This is a genomic window from Candidatus Poriferisocius sp., from assembly GCF_965204145.1.
Taxonomy (GTDB): domain Bacteria; phylum Actinomycetota; class Acidimicrobiia; order Acidimicrobiales; family Bin134; genus Poriferisocius.
Map to the genome: position 1 here is coordinate 2,755,001 of NZ_OZ241977.1, position 18,019 is coordinate 2,773,019.

Below are 18,019 nucleotides of genomic sequence, written 5' to 3' on the forward strand. Positions count from 1 at the left end.
GGCTAGGGGGCTAGAGGAATGTGAACGTCAACTGCGAACCCGGATTCGCTCCGGGTCGTAGACCGGGGTCTTCACCACTTGGGCGGTGAAAGCGGCGTCGCCGGCAACACCCTCGAAGCGGGTGCCCACGGCGGCGGCGGCTTTGCGAACGCGGGCGAGGCCCAGCGTGCCGCCCTGCACGGGTGACGGCACCGCCATGGTGACGACGCCGATTTCTTCGCCGTCGAGGGTGATCGGAGCGAACTCAGCTCCCTCGATGCCGTCGATCACCACCGTGACCACCCGGTCGGGGGCGGCATCTCTGGCCGCGAGAAGAGCGTCTCGGCCGCGGAACGGGCCCTTGTCGAAGTCAACGGCCCAACCGAGGCGGCACTCGAAGGGTGTGGACGTGTGGTCGTACTCCAGTTCGGCCATGACCATACCGCCCTCGATTCGCGCCATCATCACGGTGGCGGCACCGGCAATCCGGATTCCGGCGCCGGCGCCGGCTTCGAGGAGCGCCTCGCCGAATGCCGCCACATCGTCAACGCCGCAGATGAACTCGTAGCCGAGCTCGGCGGTGAATCCCATGCGGTTGAGCTGGCCGGTCACCCCCCCGACCACCATGCCGGTGCGGAAGGTGTAGTAGGGCATCGCCTCGTTGGAGAGATCGGCCGATGTCATCGACTGGAGGACCTCGCGTGATCTTGGCCCTTGAATGGAGAGCTGGGCTGTCTCGTCACGGCGTTCGGTGACCGTCACCCCATCGGGCGCTGCGGTGCGCAGGATCAGGTCATCGGCCTCGACATTGCCGCCGATCACCCGTACCCGGTCGGGGCCGGATCGGAACACGGTGACGTCGTCAACCATCTTGCCGTCGTCGTCAACAAAGACACCGTATGCGATCTGGCCGTCGGCCAGCTTGTGGAGATCGCGGGAGTGCACCGAGTTGACGGCGTCGAGAGCGCCCTCACCGACGAGGTCCCACCGATAGAGCATGGAGAACTCCATAGCCGCGACGCTCGTGCGGAGCGCGCCGTACTCAGCCTCAATGTCACCGCAGCTGACGGGGACCGCGCAGCCGAAGACGTCGATCCATTCGGTCTCGAGGTCGCCTGAATAGAAGATGCTATACGGCGTTGAACGCAAATCGGTTGGAGCAGGCATGGCTTCCCCTTGGGCTCATTTAGTTCGTATACGAAGCATATGCACGAGACGGGCCAAGTCAAGTCCTTCGCTCACGCTCCGTCGATCACCCGCCGCCCGACATCGGCGAGATCGATGACCTCGTATGCCAGCCTCTCCTGCAAGCCGTTTTGGAGCGGACGGGCACCGGCATCGTCATAGCGATTGGACTGCTCGGTCGGGTCGGAGTCGAAGTCGTAGAGCTCGCCGATCCCGTGCCCGTGATAGAGCGTCAACCGGCCCGAGTCCGCTATGAGCGTGCGTATTCTGACCGGTGCGGGCAGGCCCTCGACGCCGATCGGCATGTCCTCCTCCACCAGGACCGCGTCTCGGTGGTCGGCGACCGCGCCCCCGAGGACTGGCTGGAGCGATCGGCCCTGGATTCCCCGGAAGTGGTCAACACCGGCGATGTCGAGGATGGTCGGAGCGACATCGGCGTTGCTCACCAGCGCGTTCGACCGCGGCGCGACAGCGCCGGTACCGGTGACCACGAGGGGCACCCGGGTGACCGCCTCGTAGTGAACGAGCTGTTTGAGAATAAGCCCGTGGTCCCCGAAATGGTCGCCATGGTCGGCGGTGAAGATGACCGCCGTCTCATCGGTGAGCGCGGCGGCCTCGACCGCGGCCATGATGCGCCCGACAGCGTCGTCGAGCATCTTGATGAGGCCGAGTTGAGCCACCATCGCCTCGCGATACTGGGCCTCGGTTATGGCAAAAGTAATGGTGGAATCAAGGTTTGGCGTCCCTCGCCGCTCCAACATCAAGCGCACATGGGGTGCCAATCCTTCTGGATCCTGATGAAAGCTGGCTGGAAGCTCGACGTCGGCCGGATCGATCAGCGAGGCGTATTCGGCCGGCGGGCAGAACGGATGATGGGGATCGGGGAACGATGCGAGAATGAACGTTGGATCGTCCCGCTCGGCTGCCCGCTCGATCTGCTCCACGCTGCGCTGCGCTACGTAGGAGCTCGTGCTCAGCTCCGCCGGCATCGCCGTTTCCCACACCTCGCTCCACAACGATGACGGGTTCGGGGAGTTTGCGAAGCCGGCCAGAGCCGCGGGGTCGACCCCGTGCTCAAGGAGCCAGTGCCAGTAGTGCCCGCTCGCGCCGTCACCGTGACCAGAGACGAGGTCCACAGAGCTGAACCCGTAGTAGTCGGCCGGCAGCGGCACAAGCTCAGCTCGGTGTCGGGCGATGTTCTCCCATTCGAGGTCGACATCCAGATCCCTTCCGGCGGCATTTGGCCGATTGTCGTGCGACCAGGGATTCGTGGTCGCAATCTCATCAAGCTGATGCTGCTCAAACGGCCAGCCAAGGGTCTGGAGGTGCAACTTGCCGACGGCGGCGCAGATCCATCCTGCCGCGGCAAGCGACGTCATCACGGTTTCGGCCGATGGGTCGAGCGGAATCCCGTTCGTCCTCGTTCCGTGCACGGACGGCCATCGGCCGGTAGCGAGCGACGCACGGCTCGGCATACACGACGGGTTGGTCGCATGGGCTCGCTCGAACACAGTGCCCCGTTCCGCAATCGAGTCCAAATGCGGCGTGTGGCCGAAGCCGAGTCCGCCGAAGCCGGTATGGTCGGCGCGGAGTTGATCGGCAACGATCACGAGAACAAGTTTGGGAGCCATCTTCCCTGTACGCGCCTCGGGCTGCGGCAATCGGCAGCTCACAGATCGAGAGCGACGATACCGCCTTCCTCCCGAGCTCTCGAACTACAGGTTGCTATGCGGGTTTCGCGCTCCTTGCTCGATAACACGAAGTCCCGATGTTCGACATCACCCCCGGTGTACGAGAGGACACAGGCGGCACATAGCCCATCACTGCATTTTGTGATCACGGGCAGACCCTCATCCTGCAAGACCTCGGCAATGGACTTGTCCACCGGCACGTCGAGGGACTGTTGAGAGCGCTCCAGGAGAACCGTGAACGGCGTGTTCTCGTATTCGGCTTGCTCGGGGGCGGTGAAGTACTCCCTGCGCATGTCCTTCTCCGCCCACCTCCCCGCTGTTCCTGCGGCGAACACGGCGTCCATAAAGGCCTCGGGGCCGCATGCGTAGAGGACATGCCCAGGTTGAGCGGTGCCGACGATTTCAGAGAGATCGGCGCGAGTGCCCTCTTCGGAGCAGTGAATGTAAACCTGCTGGCTCCAAGGCTGGCGCTGGAGATGGTCGATGAACCCCGCTGTCTCGCGAGACCGGAAGCTGTAGTGCAATTCGAATTCCCGCCCGAGCGCATGCAGGCGATGCGCCATCGAGATCAAGGGGGTGACGCCGATCCCGCCGCCCAGCAACAGCGACTTCGACGCCTCCTCATCGAGGGCGAAGTGGTTGCGCGGTCCAGTGACCGCAACGATTTCACCGGGATGCAGCCGCTGATACGCACGGAGGGAACCACCACGACCCTCGGGCTCATTGAGGATGCCAAGCACATACTTCGACTGGTCGGCTGGATCACCTGCGAGGCTGTATTGCCTGGTAAAGGGGGCGTCGATCACCAAATCTATATGGGCGCCCGCGGTGAACGGGGTGACGTCGGTCTTGTCCGGCTTCTCCAATTCGAACATAACCACGTCCTCAGCCATGTCATCCCGCGTTGAGATGCGCAGGTACTGCACCTCCGGCGTGTCGGCCGGGATGTTGAACTGGGGGACCAGATCCTCGGTGTCCCCGGCGGCGAGCCTTGCCTTGTATTCGTCGACCGAGAGCAGGCTCTTGTATCGCCTGATGCCCTCCTCCCGGCTTGCAGTGAATTGCACGGGAACCGGAGCGGGCGCCATATCTGCGGGATAGCAGGCCAGTGTTTGGTCTTCATACCTGAGGTCGAAGTCGAGCGTCAGCTCCCGCCGGTTGATGCGATCCTCGGAGACGACCCTCTTCTCGCCCTCAGCGGTGGTCTCAATGTCCCACCACCATTTCTTGGTGGGATTGATCTTGCCGTTGCCGATCTTGTCGTCCAGCTTGGCCAGCCATTTGGCCGCCCGCGGGGTCTTCATTGCCAGCCAGCGGAAAGGCGACTCGACGAAGATGCCCTCCAGATTCCACGGACAGGTCTTCATGCATCTGCCACACATGGCACCGGAGTCGTGCGTCACGCGGTATCGCGTGCACTTTTCGACATCTGCCTTCCACGTCTCATAGCCGTTGAACATGACTTTGGGTCCGGCTGAAATTGCTCCGGACGGGCATTCACGCGCGCACTTGTTGCAGGAATTGCAGAACGACTGGAGGCCGAAGTCAATCGGCTTATCCGCCTCAAGCGGCATGTCGGTGGTGACGACCATGGTCTTGAGGCGCGGCCCGAGGAAGGGGTTGAGCGCGATGTCGCCGATGCGGCTCATCTCGCCCAGCCCGGACAGGAGCACGAGCGGCGTCTGAAGAACATCGCCGTTCACAACGCTGTGCGTGAAGGCGCCGTATCCGAGATTTCGGATGTGCTCGGCAACGACGCCACCGAGCAGCATCCCTCGCAGATACGTGCGCATCGATTGCGACGAGGAGATCCAGTCGTCTCCGCTGGCCCCTTCCATCGTCTCGTGGCCCTGGTCTATCAAGATCGTGATGGCGTTCTTGTGGTACGGCTCAATCTCGGATCCGTCGAGGTCGTGGGAGTACCACGCCCAGTCGGGCGCCCGTGAGATGCCGACCATGTCGGCTCCCAAGAAGTGAAGGGCAGATTTGACCTTCTTCGCGTTCTCTTGCGGGTCTTCGTAACCGCTGGTCTTGGCGGGAGCTTCCGGAAGCCTCTCGATGAGATGAAAAGCGCCGATGAGCCCATACTGAGCCTCGCCCACCGCGGACTTGATGACGCAAAACTCATCGGCGCAGTTGATTTGGACGGCTTCTCCGAAGTCGCCGTAGTTGCCTCTCCAGAACCCGTCATGTCGCTTCGGCACGCGAGGCACCCGCACTTCATCGATGAATGTCGACGGCGTGTCCCGGCGCTTGATCTTGTGCATGCCGTAGGCGTCAATCTCGAAGCTCTGCTTCCGGTAGGGGTCGAGATTGAATGCGTTCTTGATGGTGCCCTTGCCCCTGCCCAAAGCGGGGCCACCTCCGAACCACCAGGAGGGTCCGTGAGAGGCAACCTTGCCTCTGATCCCTCGAGGCGCCAGCGGCTGGTCAACCTCGATTTCCAGATCCGTGCTTACCGCCGCGAGTCCGAAGTCCAAGCCCAGATAGGGATGGCGCGCCACACCGTCGGTGCCAACCTCCAGAACTCCGGCCGCTACCCCTGCCTTTGCCAAGTCGAGGTCGGTGGTGCTCTCTGTATGGGCCCGAGCGTTGAAGCCAAACGTGCGGATGTAGTTGGCGAGCACGACAGCGGTCTCTGAGGCGCGGATACTCGCGCAGTGCCAGCCCGCACCGAACAGCCACTCGAAGGCGGTCTCAGAGTCGCGGAGCTCCCGCGAGTGTCCGTAGACGATGACCGCGTAGTAACCGTGGTCGGCAATGGACTCGCCGTTCTCATCGATGCCGTGCTGAAGCCCATGGGCGATGTGGTGGTGAAAACCGGGCCGATCCTCGGGAAGCTGGCCCAGTTCGACGTGGAGGCTTTCGAGATCGGCATTGATGTAGGGCGAGGACAAGAAGAGAGCTTCCGAGAGGACTCCGCATCCAACGGCGAGCGCGTCCATGAAATAGCACATGGACTTGAGCTGATCGGCCCGCTCATTGGGGTGGGATGGAATGTCAACCCGTTGTTCGGAAGTCGGTCCGTTCCTCGCTGCGTCCATGTACTTGGCATAGAGGCGCATCGCGTTCACGAGTGATTCCGGCCGGTCATTGCGGTCAAAAGTCAACTGGGAACGGGTTTGCACTTGCGAGACGTCGACACCCTCCGCCCGCTTCAGCGTCTCAAGCGGCAGGGGGCCCATGCTGACTGGTCGGTTCTTGTAGGAAAACAGTCTCACTTGAGCGCTCCTCTCATCGTCGTGGAGAGCTGAAAGCCCATGAACATGGCGCTTCTCGCCAATTAGTTCGTATCCGAACGATAGTCGGTCGATTCATCGCGTCAAACCCCTCTTGCCCACCAACCACCCACGCTTCAGCACTCGCCGGTCACTTGATTGCGATCATCGGCATCGCCGCAAGCGCGAACGCAACGCCAATCCATTGGACCCGTCGCAATCGCTCGTCCAGCACGATCCGGGCGAGGGCCACGGTGCTGAAGGGATAGAACGCGCCCAGTGCCGCGACCAGCGAGATCGGGCCCCGTTGATACGCCCAGAGAATAAAGATGCTCGAGACCACTCCCGCCGCGCCTGATGCCGCCACGATCTTGCGGATAGCCCCTGCCGGAATGGCAAGCCCCCCGGTCACCGTGAGCGCCAGCACAACGAGCATCGGCACCGCCACCGAACGCCCTATCACCAGCGGCCAGAGACCTGCTTCGACGCTCGTTTCCGCCAAGGCGAGGAAGAACACCGAAAAGCCGAATCCAGCAATGGTGGCAAGGACAATTCCGGCCCAAGTCGCGCTGGCATCCGCGCCGGCCGAGGCGCGATCTTGGGCCACCAAGGCCATAGCGACGAGCGCCGCGGCGATTCCCCCGATCTGCACTGGGCCAAGCGTCTCACCTCGGGTCAAGCCGGCAATCGTCGGAACAATCACTCCAATGATCGCGGTAAGCGGCGCCAGCAAGCTGATGGGCCCGAGGGTGAGGGCAAAGTAGAAGACGATGAACGAGAGCGCACCCGATGTCCCGATGACGACGCCGGCCACAGTATCGGTGGTCGTCACCAGCGGCGCATCGACAAACCATACAAGCACCAGCAGAAGGGCAAACCCGGCCACATAGATCCATGCGGTAACCCGAACGGGAGAGACTTGCCTCGATGCCAGTCCGCCTCCGAAGTCGACTGCGCCGATAATCAGCGCGGCAGAGAGTGCGAGCAGGGCAGTCATCCCTGAACCGCAGGCAACGATCTAATCGCGAGGCAGGAGTCGGGCGCGGTCGGCAGACCACGTGATCGTGACCCTGGTGCCGACGTCAGCGGTGCCGAGTTCGTCGGGGATCTCCGCCTTGACCGTTGACTCCAGCGCCGCGCAGTCAGCCCGATAGGTGAGCGACGAGCCTCGAAACGCCGCATCGATTACCGACGCTTCAAGAGCACCTCCCGGCGGACCGAACCGGATGTCCTCGGGCCGCACCACCAGCCAATATGAGCCCTGGGACCCGGCACAGCCGCTTACGGGGAGCCGCAGACCGCCTGCGGTTTCCACCGAATCGTCGTCAGCCGATTCCACCTCGATCTCAAAGACATTGGCGTCACCGACGAAGCTGGCGGCGAACTGCGATTCAGGTTCGCGGTAGATCGCCTCGGCTGTGTCGCATTGGATCACCTTGCCGTCCTGGAATACCGCGATGCGATCGGACAGCGCCAGCGCTTCGCGTTGATCGTGAGTGACATAGATGAACGTGGATCCCAGCTCGCGGTGCACTCGCCGCAGCTCGACCTCCATCTCCAGACGGATCTTCAGATCGAGCGCCGCGAGCGGTTCGTCGAGCAGCAGCACCTTCGGCTGATTGACGATCGCCCGGGCCAGGTTGACCCGCTGGCGTTGGCCGCCGGATAGCTCCGTGGTGCGGCGGCGCTCGAATCCGTCTAGGCGCACCAGTGCGAGTGATTCAAGGACCCGCTCTTCGATCTCGCGCTTTGGAACCTTCGCCACCTTCAATCCGAAGGCGATGTTCTGGCCGACGTCGAGATGGGGAAACAACGTCGAGTGCTGAAAAACCATGTTCACGGGCCGCTTGTGGGGGGGAAGACCGGTGATGTCCTCACCCTCCAGAAACACCCGACCCTCGCTGGGCGTGACGAACCCCGCGATTGCCCGCAGCGTCGTCGTCTTACCGCAGCCCGAGGGTCCGAGAAAGGTGAGGAATTCGCCCTCGGCGACCTCGAAATTGATGTCGGTGAGCACCTCATTGTCGCCGAAGCGGTGGGTGACGTCTTGCAAAACGAGAAGGGGCGGAGAGGTCATAAGATGTCCTCGGTCTGGGCCAGCGCGTCGAGTCTGCGTCTGCGCTGGAGTCGGAGGGAATAGATCAAGGCGGCCAGCCAAAGGGCGAGGTTGACGAACAGCAGCAGCGAGGAGATCGCATTGATCGACGGGTCAATCGTGCGACGCAACCGGGAGAAGATCACCAGCGGAAGCGTCGATTCGTTGCCGATGACGAAATAGGTGACGACGAATTCGTCGAAGCTGATCACAAACGAAATTGCCGCCCCACCCAGCAAGACGGGCAACACCTTGGGCAAAATGACATGTCGGAACCGGTAGAACGGCGCGGCACCGAGGTCGGCGGCCGCCTCAAGCTGGGCAACCTCGATGCGGTTCAGCGCGGTCTGAGCGATCACGTAGAAGAACGGCATGACGAACACAGTGTGCGCGATCACGACCGTCATGGTCGACAGGCGAATGCCCCGGTCACTGAAGAACGAGAGCAGTGCTATGCCGAGAATCAGCGCGGGCATAGCGATCGGGATTACGAACAGAGCAGCGTAGAACCCCTTCAACCGCGACATGGTTCGGCTAACGCCATATGCCGCGGCCGTGCCGAACACAAAGGTCACCGCAGCGGTGAGCAACGCGATCTTCAGCGATACCTCGAGGCCGCTGCGCACCGACCGGTCGGACAGTACCTCTCGGTACCACTGCGTGGAGAACCCTTCGAACGGAAGGGACAGCGAGTTGGTGGAGTGAAATGAGAACAAGATGACGATCAACAGCGGAGCGAACAAGAAAACCAACGCGGCAATGGTGACCACCGCGGTTGGACGGCTGCGACGAGTCTGATACACGTCAGTCCCAATCCACTCGGTGAAGCTTGAGGCGTCGCAATGCTAGCTGGATCACGGCAAAGACGAGGCCATAAAAGACGATCATGGTAATGGCCAGGGCGGCACCCTTGCCGTAGTCGCCAGCCTCTCGGAAGTAGCGGTTTATTTGCGTTCCGATCAACTGGCCCTGCAACCCTCCGAGGAATTGCGGGGTAACGAAGTCTGAGGAGCTGACAATGAAGACGAACAGCCAAGCGCTGGCCAGCGGCGCCGCGACCAGCGGAAGGATGACCCGCGTCCACCGAGTCCACGGCCCCGCGCCCAGATCCTCTGCCGCTTCGAGAAAGTCAGGACGGATCGGGCGGACCGCCGCGTAGAGGATGATCACCGCAAAAGGCAGCAAGAGATGGAGTTCCGCGATGATCACCGCGGTACGGCTGAAGATCAGATACTGAAGCGGCTCTTCGATCAACCCCAGCGATTCGAGGCTGGAGTTGACCACGCCGCGAGAGCCCAGCACGGTGCGCCATGCGTAGATGCGCACCAGGTAGCCCGCAAACATCGACGCAATGATCAGTGAGACCACCGGGATTGCCCACCGGCCGGCACTGAAGTGCAGCCAGTAGGCGATGGGCAGTCCGATTCCGACCGCGATGGTGGCGGTCAAAACGCCGGTAACCACCGAATTCCACGCCATGGTGTGGTTCACACTCAGCGTGAGGGCGCTGTGGAAGTTGTCCAGCGTCCACGGCTCGCCCACCTGGAACAACTCACCGGTTTGAAAGCCGTAGATCCCGACGATGACGATCGGCAGGAAGAAGAAGGCGAGCATCCCGGCCGCCGACGGTGTCGCCACCAACAGCGACACCCAGCTGGCACGTTTTGCGATGTTACCCCTCATATTGGGGTCCGCCGCGGCATGAGTTGGCCGACTCTCCGGAAGGCATCGCCGGCCAACTCACACCGCTTCTATGGAGGGGGAATCCGTGGATTACTTGCGATCAGCCTCCGGCGGCAAGACTGCCGTACGCCTCGATGAAGTCACCCATGGTGATTGCGCCGTTCTCTCCCACCGGCAACTCCTGGATCGGGTTGACCGTCAAGAAGTTCTCAAGATCGTCGTAGGGATACAGCGCCTTGTTGGCATCGCTGACCAGTTCGACCGCGGCGGAAATCGGCGTCGCCTGGGCGAACACGTCGTTGACTTTTGCGTTGACCACCGGATCGAGCATCGCGTTGATGAACGCCAGTGCTCCCTCGCGGTTGTCGGCACCAGCGGGAATCGAGTACACGTCGACATAGCCGGTTGTCCCCTCTGTGGGGAACACGGTCAGGATGTCGGGGTTCTCGGTGAAGGCACCGAGACCGGGGTAGCCCCCGTAGGCCGCGACGATCTCACCGGAAGCGAGCAAACCGATGATGTCGCCAAACGACGGCGAGAGGACTCGGGCCTGACTCCAGAGCCCCTGCATGAACTCGATGACATCGTCCAGTTGCTCTTCGGTCAGGTATCTCGCCTCATAGCCGAGCGCAGCAGCGGCGGCCTGGACATGCAGACCGGGAACGTCGGGGATGCCAATGAGGCCCTTCAGTTCGGGATCGAGCAGGTCGGCGTAAGAGGTCGGTGAGACCCTTGTGCTGTCATAGGTGATGCCCAGCGGTGCGAAGGTGAACGGGACGGCGAGCCAGTTGCCATCGTCATCCTTGAAATGGCCCCAGTGGTCGTTAGCGAACAGATCGCTCAAACCGGCCAGGTTCGGAACCTCCTCAACCGTGATTGGTGTGAGTATGCCCTCGATGCTGCGGAACTGCCGGTGGTTGGAAGTGGTCCAGGAGACGATATCGATGCCCCCGCCACCACCGCTGGCAAACTTGGACGCGATGTCGGACGGCGCACCGATATAGGTTGAGTTGAAGTCGATGCCCAGCTCTTCGAGCGTCCCGGCGTTCGCACCGAAGAAGGTGTCGTATCCCTCCCAACCGATGAAGTCAAGAGTGCCGTACGGCGCGCCTGACTCTTCGGCAGCCGGCTCTTCGGCGGCTGGCTCCTCGGGGGCAGGCGCCTCAGGGGCAGGCTCTTCGGCGGCCGGCTCCTCGGGGGCAGGCTCTTCGGCTGGAACGCTGTCGGTTGACGAAGAATCATCATCCCCACATGCGGCGGAAATCATCGCCAACGCGAGCAATAGCGCGAGCAGGCTTGCGAACCTGGCCTTTCGAAGTTGAGTCATGTTCCCTCCTTGAACGTCGAAGCAGTTTGCGATCGACGCAACTTGACTGTGTTCGGCGATAATGCGTATGCGAACTACCGCCAGCACGACCCTACTCGTTTGGTACCAAACAAAGCAACCGACTCCAGAGTTTGCCCTTGCTGTCGACTCTGGTGGATGCCATCGAGGCATCCGTCGCTTCAGTTCACGGCTGATTAGACCCGCCAGGCTGGTTCACCAGGGATTCGAGATGGTCGGCGACTATGCCAAGAGCCTCGGCGAGCTGTCGTTGCCGAGCTTCGCCTAAGTGCTTCGACAACTGTGCGGCAGTTCCGTTCACCTTTGGCCAGACGCGCTCAATCACCTCAGCGCCGATGGGAGTCAGTTGGAACAAGTACGATCGCTGATCGGTCGGGTGCTCCCGCCGCTCGATCAGGCCGCGCTCCTCCAGTCGGCCAGCGAGCCCCGAGAAGCTCGAGCGGGTGATGCACACTTCGCTCGCGATCGAAGCAGCGTCCATTTCGCCGTTCACACGCAGCGCCCAGAGGGTTACAAACCCCGACAACGACAGGCCATCGTCGGCAAGAGGTCCTCGCTCATAGAACGTGCGCATCCGGGTGAAGCTCCAGTGCAGGTTGGATGCAACCAGAAAAGAGAGCTCATCCAGGCCGAGGTCGCGGGCAATCCGCAGACCCTGCTGTTCCATGTCATAGCGGGTTACACGGGTGTCGCCAACACCTGACACGTCACGGGAATTCATCAAAGGGGAGCGTAGGCGACAGCCCTGCGACAACCGCGACTGCCGGATCAGATTCAACGGCAACAATTGCTCCGTCTAGGAGATCAAGTCAGAGTGACTTATCGATTTCCCCGCTATTGTGATTGTTTGTATACGAATTACTTGGGAAAGCGCGGTGACCCCATGGCCCGATCCAATGTTCTTGAGCTGATTTCCCGACACCAGCCCGGCCATCCCCTCGACCAAGGGTTCTACCAAAGCGAGGATATCTTTGAGACTGACGTGGACTTCCTCGCTCAGCGATGGATGCTGGTGGACCACGAGTCACGGATCCCCGAGAGCGGCGACTACTTCCTCTCTGAGACCGGCGCCGACAGCTATATCGTCATCAGGGGAAGAGACGGTGCGATTAGAGCCTTCCACAACGTGTGTCGACATCGGGGCTCGCGGGTCTGTCTGGCGCCGCAGGGGCATTCCAAACTGCTGGTGTGCCCCTACCACGCGTGGTCTTACCGGCTCGACGGCTCGCTGAAGTCGGCGCGGGAGATGGGGCCTCATTTCGACCCAGGCGATTATGGGCTGCGTGAGATCGGCGTGCGACTGCTCGGCGGCCTGGTATTCATCTCGCCGGAGGGCGACGGCGCAGCGTTCGATCAGGAGTTCGCCGGGTTCGGCGATGTGCTCGCGTTTCACGGGATGTCTCAGGCAAAGGTGGCCGCACGGCGCACCTACCCGACTGCGGCGAACTGGAAGCTCGTCGTCGAGAACTTCCTCGAGTGCTACCACTGCCTGCCCGCCCACCCCGAGTACAGCTCGGTCCATTCTCGGGCCAAGCTGGAGGCCTTCGGCGCCGGCACGGGATCAGGCGACCCCGCGGCAGTGGCTCGGTTTCAGCCCCGACTCGAGGAATGGGAGCAGCGCACGCGCGAACTCGGTCATCCGCTCCCCTTTTACGAGGGCGACCACACCACTCAGCACATGGCCCAGTTGGCGCGCTTTCCGATTTCCAGCGACGACCGTGTCTCCGAGACCCAGGACGGGGAACTCGGATGCTCCCGCATGATGGGGAGCTTCGCGGAGAGTGACGGCGGACAAACAGCCATCGCGTTCTGCCCCACCGGGTATGTACTGGCCAACTGCGACTTCGCCTTCATGGTGATCTTCCGCCCTCTCGGACCATTGTCAACCGAGGTGGACGCCCTGTGGCTGGTGGACGGGGATGCCGTTGAGGGCGAGGAGTACGATGTCGGCCGTCTCATGTGGGTCTGGGACGCCACCTTGAAGCAGGACAAGAAGATCACCGAGAACAACCAGCGCGGCGTGTTGTCGAGGGGCTACCAGCCCGGCCCATATGCGCTGAGCGAGGTGCGGGTGAACACTTTCATCCAGTGGTATCTGCACGGCCTCAGCGAGCTACTCGCCAGAGACCCCTGCCTTGTGCCGTAGCCACCTACGTTCGATACGTCAATGGAGTCCTTCGGCTGATCCGCTACTCAGAGGCGTTCGTGGTAACCAGCCGCAGAAGACGAGCCAACTCACGCTTCTCATCCTGGTTGAGCCCTCCGCTCATCTGCCCCTCAAACTCGTTGAAATGGGGAAACAGCTGCTCGATGGTCTTCAACCCGGCTGAAGTGAGGGCCACGGTTACGCGGCGGCGGTCCGACTGCATGCGGGTGCGCTCCACCCGGCCCTGCTTCTCCAGGGTGGACACCATCCCGGTGAGCGTGCCCTTGGCCAAGTCGCACTCAGAAGCCAGTTGGGCTGCCTCCATCTCCCCCCACACCCACAGCACCCACAAGATGGCGAAGCCGCCCCATGACAGTCCGGCCTCGGCCAATAGCTCCCGCTCCGCCCGGCGCCGCACCGCGGCCGCGGCTCGATAGATATTGGCAATGGCCTGCATTGAGTCGAAATCGAGCGGTCGGTCGCCCAGCCGAGCTTGGATATCGACTTCGGCATCGAGAAGGCGCTCGTCGCTGGCAGAGTCAATGGGCACTGGCACTGCCGCTAGATTGCCAGACATGCCCGAATACCGCCGCATCCTCCTCGACGGCTATCCCTGTGACGTCGAACGCGTCGGCGATCAGCTGGTCTCCGGCGACGGCCGGTCGGTGGCTATCGACGAAGCCGTCCACCTGGCGCCGGTGACGCCTACCAAGATCATCTGCATTCATCTGAACTACCGCAGCCGGGTGGAGGAGTTCATGACCAAGCTGCCTCCGGCCCCCACCTACTTCCACAAGCCCATTACGGCGCTGTGCGGGCACCAGAGCGACGTAGTCCGCCCTGAGAGGTGCCAGTGGCTGAACTATGAAGGCGAGATCGCCATCGTGATCGGCCGGACCTGCCGCAACGTCTCGCCTGCTGAGGCGGGGGATTACATCGCCGGCTACAGCGTGGCCAATGACTATGGCCTCCATGACTTTCGGGATACCGATGCCGGGTCGATGCTCCGGGTCAAGGGCAGCGACACCTTGTGCCCGGTGGGCCCCGGACTGGTCACCGGTTGGGACTTCCGGGGCAAGCGCATTCAGACCATCGTCAACGGCGAGGTCAAACAAGACGCCACCACCGATGAGATGGAATGGGACATGCACTACATCGTGGCCGACATCGCCCGCACCATCACGCTGGTGCCCGGCGACATCCTGCTGTCGGGAACGCCGGCCTATTCCCGGCCGGTGGAGCCCGGCGATGTGGTCACCGTGGAGGTCGAAGGCTTGGGGGCATTGACCAACACCATCGTTTCCGGCCCCACTCCCATCCGAGACGACGTGGGGGCGCAGCCGTCCGACTCCGAAGAAGTGCAGTCCACCGCCAAGGGCGGGGATTGGGAGTTCCGGGGCATCCGCGCCCCCCGAGGTCCCGGTGCCCAGCACTACGAATCCACCGTGGAGGAGGAATGACTCCGTGACGCGCCGAGACGTTGGCGGAGTCTCGGTACCGGTCGACCACTTGATCGGGGGACGTGGGTCTCATCACCTCAACGGTTCGAGACCCGGTCGCCAATGGGCTGGGAGCACCTGGCTGATATCGCCCGTGGCGACGACGTCGCCGCCACGGCCGCGGTGGACGCCGCTGTCGAGGGATTCCAGGGGTGGGGTGCCTTCAGTGCGGGTGAACGGGCTGACGTGCTGCATCGTCTGGCCGACCTGATCGAGGCCCACAACGACGACATCGCCCTGGTCGAGACTCTAGACATGGGCTTTCTCTATGAGTCGATGAAGCAGCGGCTGGTGGCCCGGGGGGCACTCAACTTCCGCACTTACGCCGACCTGATCACCGAGCACGAGAACCTCTCCTGGGATGCCAAGAGCATGAGGAACCAAGTGCAGCGCATGCCCGCCGGTCCGGCGGTGGTTATCACCCCCTGGAATGCCCCGTTCATGCTCAGCACCTGGAAGCTGGCCCCTGCGCTGGCCGCGGGCAACAGCGTTATCCACAAGCCAGCCGAATGGTCGCCACTGTCGGCCGCACTGCTGGCCGAGCTCACCCTGGAAGCTGGCTTCCCGCCGGGCGCCTACAACCTCGTCCAGGGAATCGGCGAGGAGGTGGGCGCCGCACTGGTAGCCGACCCCCGGGTCCGGCGTATCACGTTCACCGGGTCACCGGAGACTGCCCGTCACATTGGTCGGGCCGCGGCCACCAACATCGTCCCGTTCACCGCTGAGCTGGGCGGCAAGGGACCGTTCCTGGTGTTCGCCGACGCCGATCTTGACTCCGCTGCCCACCGGGCGGCCTGGCAGTTCGACGATTCCGGGCAAGTGTGCCTGGCTGGCACTCGCCTGCTCGTTGCTGCCGAAATCCGGGACGAGTTCCTCAAGCGATTCCACCACCATGCTGATGCCCTGGTGCTAGGCGACCCCCGTGATCCCACCACCGACATCGCTCCGCTGGCCCACCCCGACCACCGCGATCGAGTCCACGGATTTGTGGAGCGGGCACGCGCCGCGGGCGACGTCATCGTGCGGGGCGGCCAACGGGTGGAGAACAGCCTCCACTACGAACCGACGCTCATCGAGCCGGCTTCCAACGATAGCGAGGTAGTGCAGCGGGAGATCTTCGGCCCGGTGCTCACTCTCCAAACCTTCGCCAACGAGGCCGAGGCCATTGACTTGGCCAACAGCACCGACTACGGACTGGCTGCGCAAATCTGGACATCATCCCAGGACCGGGCCGAGCGGGTGGGCGCAGCCGTGCGGGCCGGATTGGTGTGGGTCAACACCTTCCTGGTGCGCGACCTCACTGCCCCCTTCGGCGGCTGCGGCATCTCCGGCATCGGCCGGGAGGGCGGGGGCTACGCCCTCGACTTCCACAGCGATCTCAAAACCCTGATGATCCTCGACGACACCACCGAGTGATCTGCTAGCGCTCTCCGCTACATCGAGCGGGAGGGGTTCATGGGGGCGGGGGCGGCTTTGGCCATGGAGTCTTGTTGGAACGTGGCCACCAACTGGCCATCAGCGGTGAACACCTCGCCTTGGCCGTAGACCCGGCCGTTGGCTGCTTTGGTGGCCTGCATTTGCACCAGCAGCCACTGGGAAACGTCCAGGTGATCCAAGAAGTGGAGCGTGTGGGCGATCACGCCGGTGGACAAGGTCCGGTGGGCGTCCTCGATTCGGATGGTGTCTCGATGGGGGCGCATGGCCAGCCCGATGATGTTGCCGCAGGTGGCCCATCCGGCGATGCCCTGGTTGGCCGCTTGAGACTCCACCTCTGGCCCGTAGCGATGCCAGGCCCGCTCCACCGGCACGCCGTCGATCTCCGGTTCGCCGGGCACCGGCCGCCACTCGGCGCCGGGGAAGATGAAGGCGAAGCCGGGATCCAAGCCATCGGGAGCGGGCACGTCGGGCATTACCGGCTCGTGGCGCATCAAGTCGTCATCCACCGTGCTCATCAAGATCAGCGCTCGGCTGAGCAGCTTGCCCCCCTGGGTGGCGGTCACCGAATCGCTGGCCCAGGTGCGCCCGGCCTGCATGGAGTCGACGTCCACCTCGATGGGCAGGGTGTAGGTGCCGGCTCGGGCGAAGATGGCATGCACCGAACGGATGTCCTTGGCGCCGCCAGCCTCCCGATCCGACGCCATCATCATCTGGGCCAGGAGCTGGCCGCTGAACACCACATCTCGCCCCTCAGCCGACTCCGCCGGCTGGAAGACGTGATACCGCTGCTCACCGACCTCGGTGAGCTCCAAGATGTCAGGCAGTTCGCCGCTCATGGGGCGCTATTGCTCATTCATCCATGCCGAACATGGCCGGGTCGAACTCCATCATCCCAGCCATCACCTTCACGAACGGGTCGTCCCATGCATCAACCAGCGACGCATTGGTGTGGCCTTGGTCCACCAGCAAGTTGATCCCGTTAATGCCACTAGCGGCGTCGCTGCTGAGAAACAGGAGCGTGTCGCCCATCTGCTCGGGAACCAGGGTGGGCACATCGGCGGCCTCCCGATAGCCGGCTCCAAACGCCAGCCAGATGTCGGCGTTGGCCTGGGCCAAGGGCGTGTCGGTGGGACCGGGCATGATGGAGTTGATGCGCATGCCCTTTTGCAGGAAGGGGAACGCCTGGGCAGCCACGTAGCCGTTGATGGCCTGCTTGGAGAACATGTAGCTGTCGGTGCCCTCGTTCTCGTCGATCCATGCCGCGGCGGTGTCCCAATCGGGGGTGGCCAGAAAGTCTTTCACCTGCTCGAGGTTGTCCAGCCAGCCCATCCCGGCCGCCGAGGAGATGAAGCTCACCGAGCTGCCTCGGCCCAGCTTGGCACTCTTGACCAGCGCTTCGATGAGGTGGCGTTGCGACGTGAAGTTAATCAGCATCAGGTTGCCGGTCCCGTCGGCCACCCCGGCGCAGGCCAACACGGTGTGCACTGGGCCTTCGATGGCTTCGACGGCGGCGTCCACGCTGGCCTGGTCACCCAAGTTGACGTGGATGTACTGCCCGCACTCGTAGGCCACGTCGGCGATGTCCAGCACGATGGTGTGAGCTCCGAGCGAGGCCGCCTTCTGAGCCGCCGCCGCCCCCATCCCGGTGGCACCGCCCACCACCAGCACCCGCTTGCCCTCGTAGCTGACCAGATCTGCCATAGCCTCTCCCCTTTTCGGTCTTGCTTGTGAATGGTCTAGC

Annotated in this window: 15 protein-coding genes; 3 read left to right on the forward strand and 12 right to left on the reverse strand. The window is 63.0% G+C overall.

Features of this window, described 5'->3' with window-relative positions:
* Nucleotides 1-27 precede the first annotated feature (27 nt).
* The 9 genes from ACOGI7_RS12770 to ACOGI7_RS12810 all read right to left on the reverse strand — a co-directional run bounded on the left by ACOGI7_RS12770 (nucleotide 28) and on the right by ACOGI7_RS12810 (nucleotide 11,917).
* Nucleotides 28-1,146 carry an aminomethyltransferase family protein gene (locus ACOGI7_RS12770; protein ID WP_419849136.1) on the reverse strand — a complete coding sequence of 373 codons (1,119 nt, stop codon included), beginning with the start codon at nucleotides 1,144-1,146 and terminating at the stop codon, nucleotides 28-30.
* A 71-nt stretch (nucleotides 1,147-1,217) separates the two neighbouring features.
* A complete protein-coding gene (locus ACOGI7_RS12775; protein WP_419849137.1) occupies nucleotides 1,218-2,825 on the reverse strand; it encodes a sulfatase-like hydrolase/transferase in 1,608 nt (535 codons plus the stop codon).
* Nucleotides 2,826-2,833: 8 nt separating this feature from the next.
* Nucleotides 2,834-6,076: a reductive dehalogenase gene (locus ACOGI7_RS12780; RefSeq protein ID WP_419849138.1), complete on the reverse strand. Its 3,243-nt coding sequence runs from the start codon at nucleotides 6,074-6,076 to the stop codon at nucleotides 2,834-2,836.
* A 148-nt stretch (nucleotides 6,077-6,224) separates the two neighbouring features.
* Nucleotides 6,225-7,070 carry an EamA family transporter gene (locus tag ACOGI7_RS12785; RefSeq protein WP_419849139.1) on the reverse strand — a complete coding sequence of 282 codons (846 nt, stop codon included), beginning with the start codon at nucleotides 7,068-7,070 and terminating at the stop codon, nucleotides 6,225-6,227.
* A gap of 21 nt (nucleotides 7,071-7,091) precedes the next feature.
* Nucleotides 7,092-8,090 (reverse strand): ABC transporter ATP-binding protein, encoded by a 999-nt coding sequence (locus tag ACOGI7_RS12790; protein WP_419849140.1) that lies wholly within the window; start codon nucleotides 8,088-8,090, stop codon nucleotides 7,092-7,094.
* 56 nt (nucleotides 8,091-8,146) lie between these two features.
* Complete coding sequence (locus tag ACOGI7_RS12795; protein WP_419849141.1) at nucleotides 8,147-8,971, reverse strand: ABC transporter permease; 825 nt, start codon at nucleotides 8,969-8,971, stop codon at nucleotides 8,147-8,149.
* A gap of 1 nt (nucleotide 8,972) precedes the next feature.
* Nucleotides 8,973-9,818 carry an ABC transporter permease gene (locus ACOGI7_RS12800; RefSeq protein WP_419849142.1) on the reverse strand — a complete coding sequence of 282 codons (846 nt, stop codon included), beginning with the start codon at nucleotides 9,816-9,818 and terminating at the stop codon, nucleotides 8,973-8,975.
* A gap of 133 nt (nucleotides 9,819-9,951) precedes the next feature.
* Nucleotides 9,952-11,265, reverse strand: coding sequence for an ABC transporter substrate-binding protein (locus tag ACOGI7_RS12805; protein ID WP_419849143.1), 1,314 nt, complete (start codon nucleotides 11,263-11,265; stop codon nucleotides 9,952-9,954).
* A 97-nt stretch (nucleotides 11,266-11,362) separates the two neighbouring features.
* Nucleotides 11,363-11,917 carry a MarR family winged helix-turn-helix transcriptional regulator gene (locus ACOGI7_RS12810; protein ID WP_419849144.1) on the reverse strand — a complete coding sequence of 185 codons (555 nt, stop codon included), beginning with the start codon at nucleotides 11,915-11,917 and terminating at the stop codon, nucleotides 11,363-11,365.
* A gap of 141 nt (nucleotides 11,918-12,058) precedes the next feature.
* Between ACOGI7_RS12810 and ACOGI7_RS12815 the strand changes: the two genes are divergently transcribed.
* The gene (locus ACOGI7_RS12815; RefSeq protein WP_419849145.1) at nucleotides 12,059-13,342 is read left to right on the forward strand and encodes an aromatic ring-hydroxylating oxygenase subunit alpha; all 1,284 of its coding nucleotides are present in this window, start codon (nucleotides 12,059-12,061) and stop codon (nucleotides 13,340-13,342) included.
* Between the two features lie 43 nt (nucleotides 13,343-13,385).
* Here ACOGI7_RS12815 and ACOGI7_RS12820 read toward each other — a convergent pair whose 3' ends face one another.
* A complete protein-coding gene (locus ACOGI7_RS12820) occupies nucleotides 13,386-13,892 on the reverse strand; it encodes a MarR family winged helix-turn-helix transcriptional regulator (RefSeq protein WP_419849146.1) in 507 nt (168 codons plus the stop codon).
* A gap of 25 nt (nucleotides 13,893-13,917) precedes the next feature.
* Here ACOGI7_RS12820 and ACOGI7_RS12825 point away from each other — a divergent pair, with 25 nt between their 5' ends.
* Together ACOGI7_RS12825 and ACOGI7_RS12830 are read left to right on the forward strand one after the other, a co-directional pair.
* Nucleotides 13,918-14,802: a fumarylacetoacetate hydrolase family protein gene (locus ACOGI7_RS12825; protein ID WP_419849147.1), complete on the forward strand. Its 885-nt coding sequence runs from the start codon at nucleotides 13,918-13,920 to the stop codon at nucleotides 14,800-14,802.
* A gap of 102 nt (nucleotides 14,803-14,904) precedes the next feature.
* Nucleotides 14,905-16,257, forward strand: a complete 1,353-nt coding sequence (locus ACOGI7_RS12830; RefSeq protein WP_419849148.1) for an aldehyde dehydrogenase — start codon at nucleotides 14,905-14,907, stop codon at nucleotides 16,255-16,257.
* Nucleotides 16,258-16,274: 17 nt separating this feature from the next.
* Here the strand turns inward: ACOGI7_RS12830 and ACOGI7_RS12835 are convergent, their stop codons facing one another.
* Nucleotides 16,275-17,114 (reverse strand): acyl-CoA thioesterase, encoded by an 840-nt coding sequence (locus tag ACOGI7_RS12835; protein ID WP_419849149.1) that lies wholly within the window; start codon nucleotides 17,112-17,114, stop codon nucleotides 16,275-16,277.
* A 13-nt stretch (nucleotides 17,115-17,127) separates the two neighbouring features.
* Nucleotides 17,128-17,979 (reverse strand): SDR family oxidoreductase, encoded by an 852-nt coding sequence (locus ACOGI7_RS12840; protein ID WP_419849150.1) that lies wholly within the window; start codon nucleotides 17,977-17,979, stop codon nucleotides 17,128-17,130.
* Nucleotides 17,980-18,019: the final 40 nt, after the last annotated feature.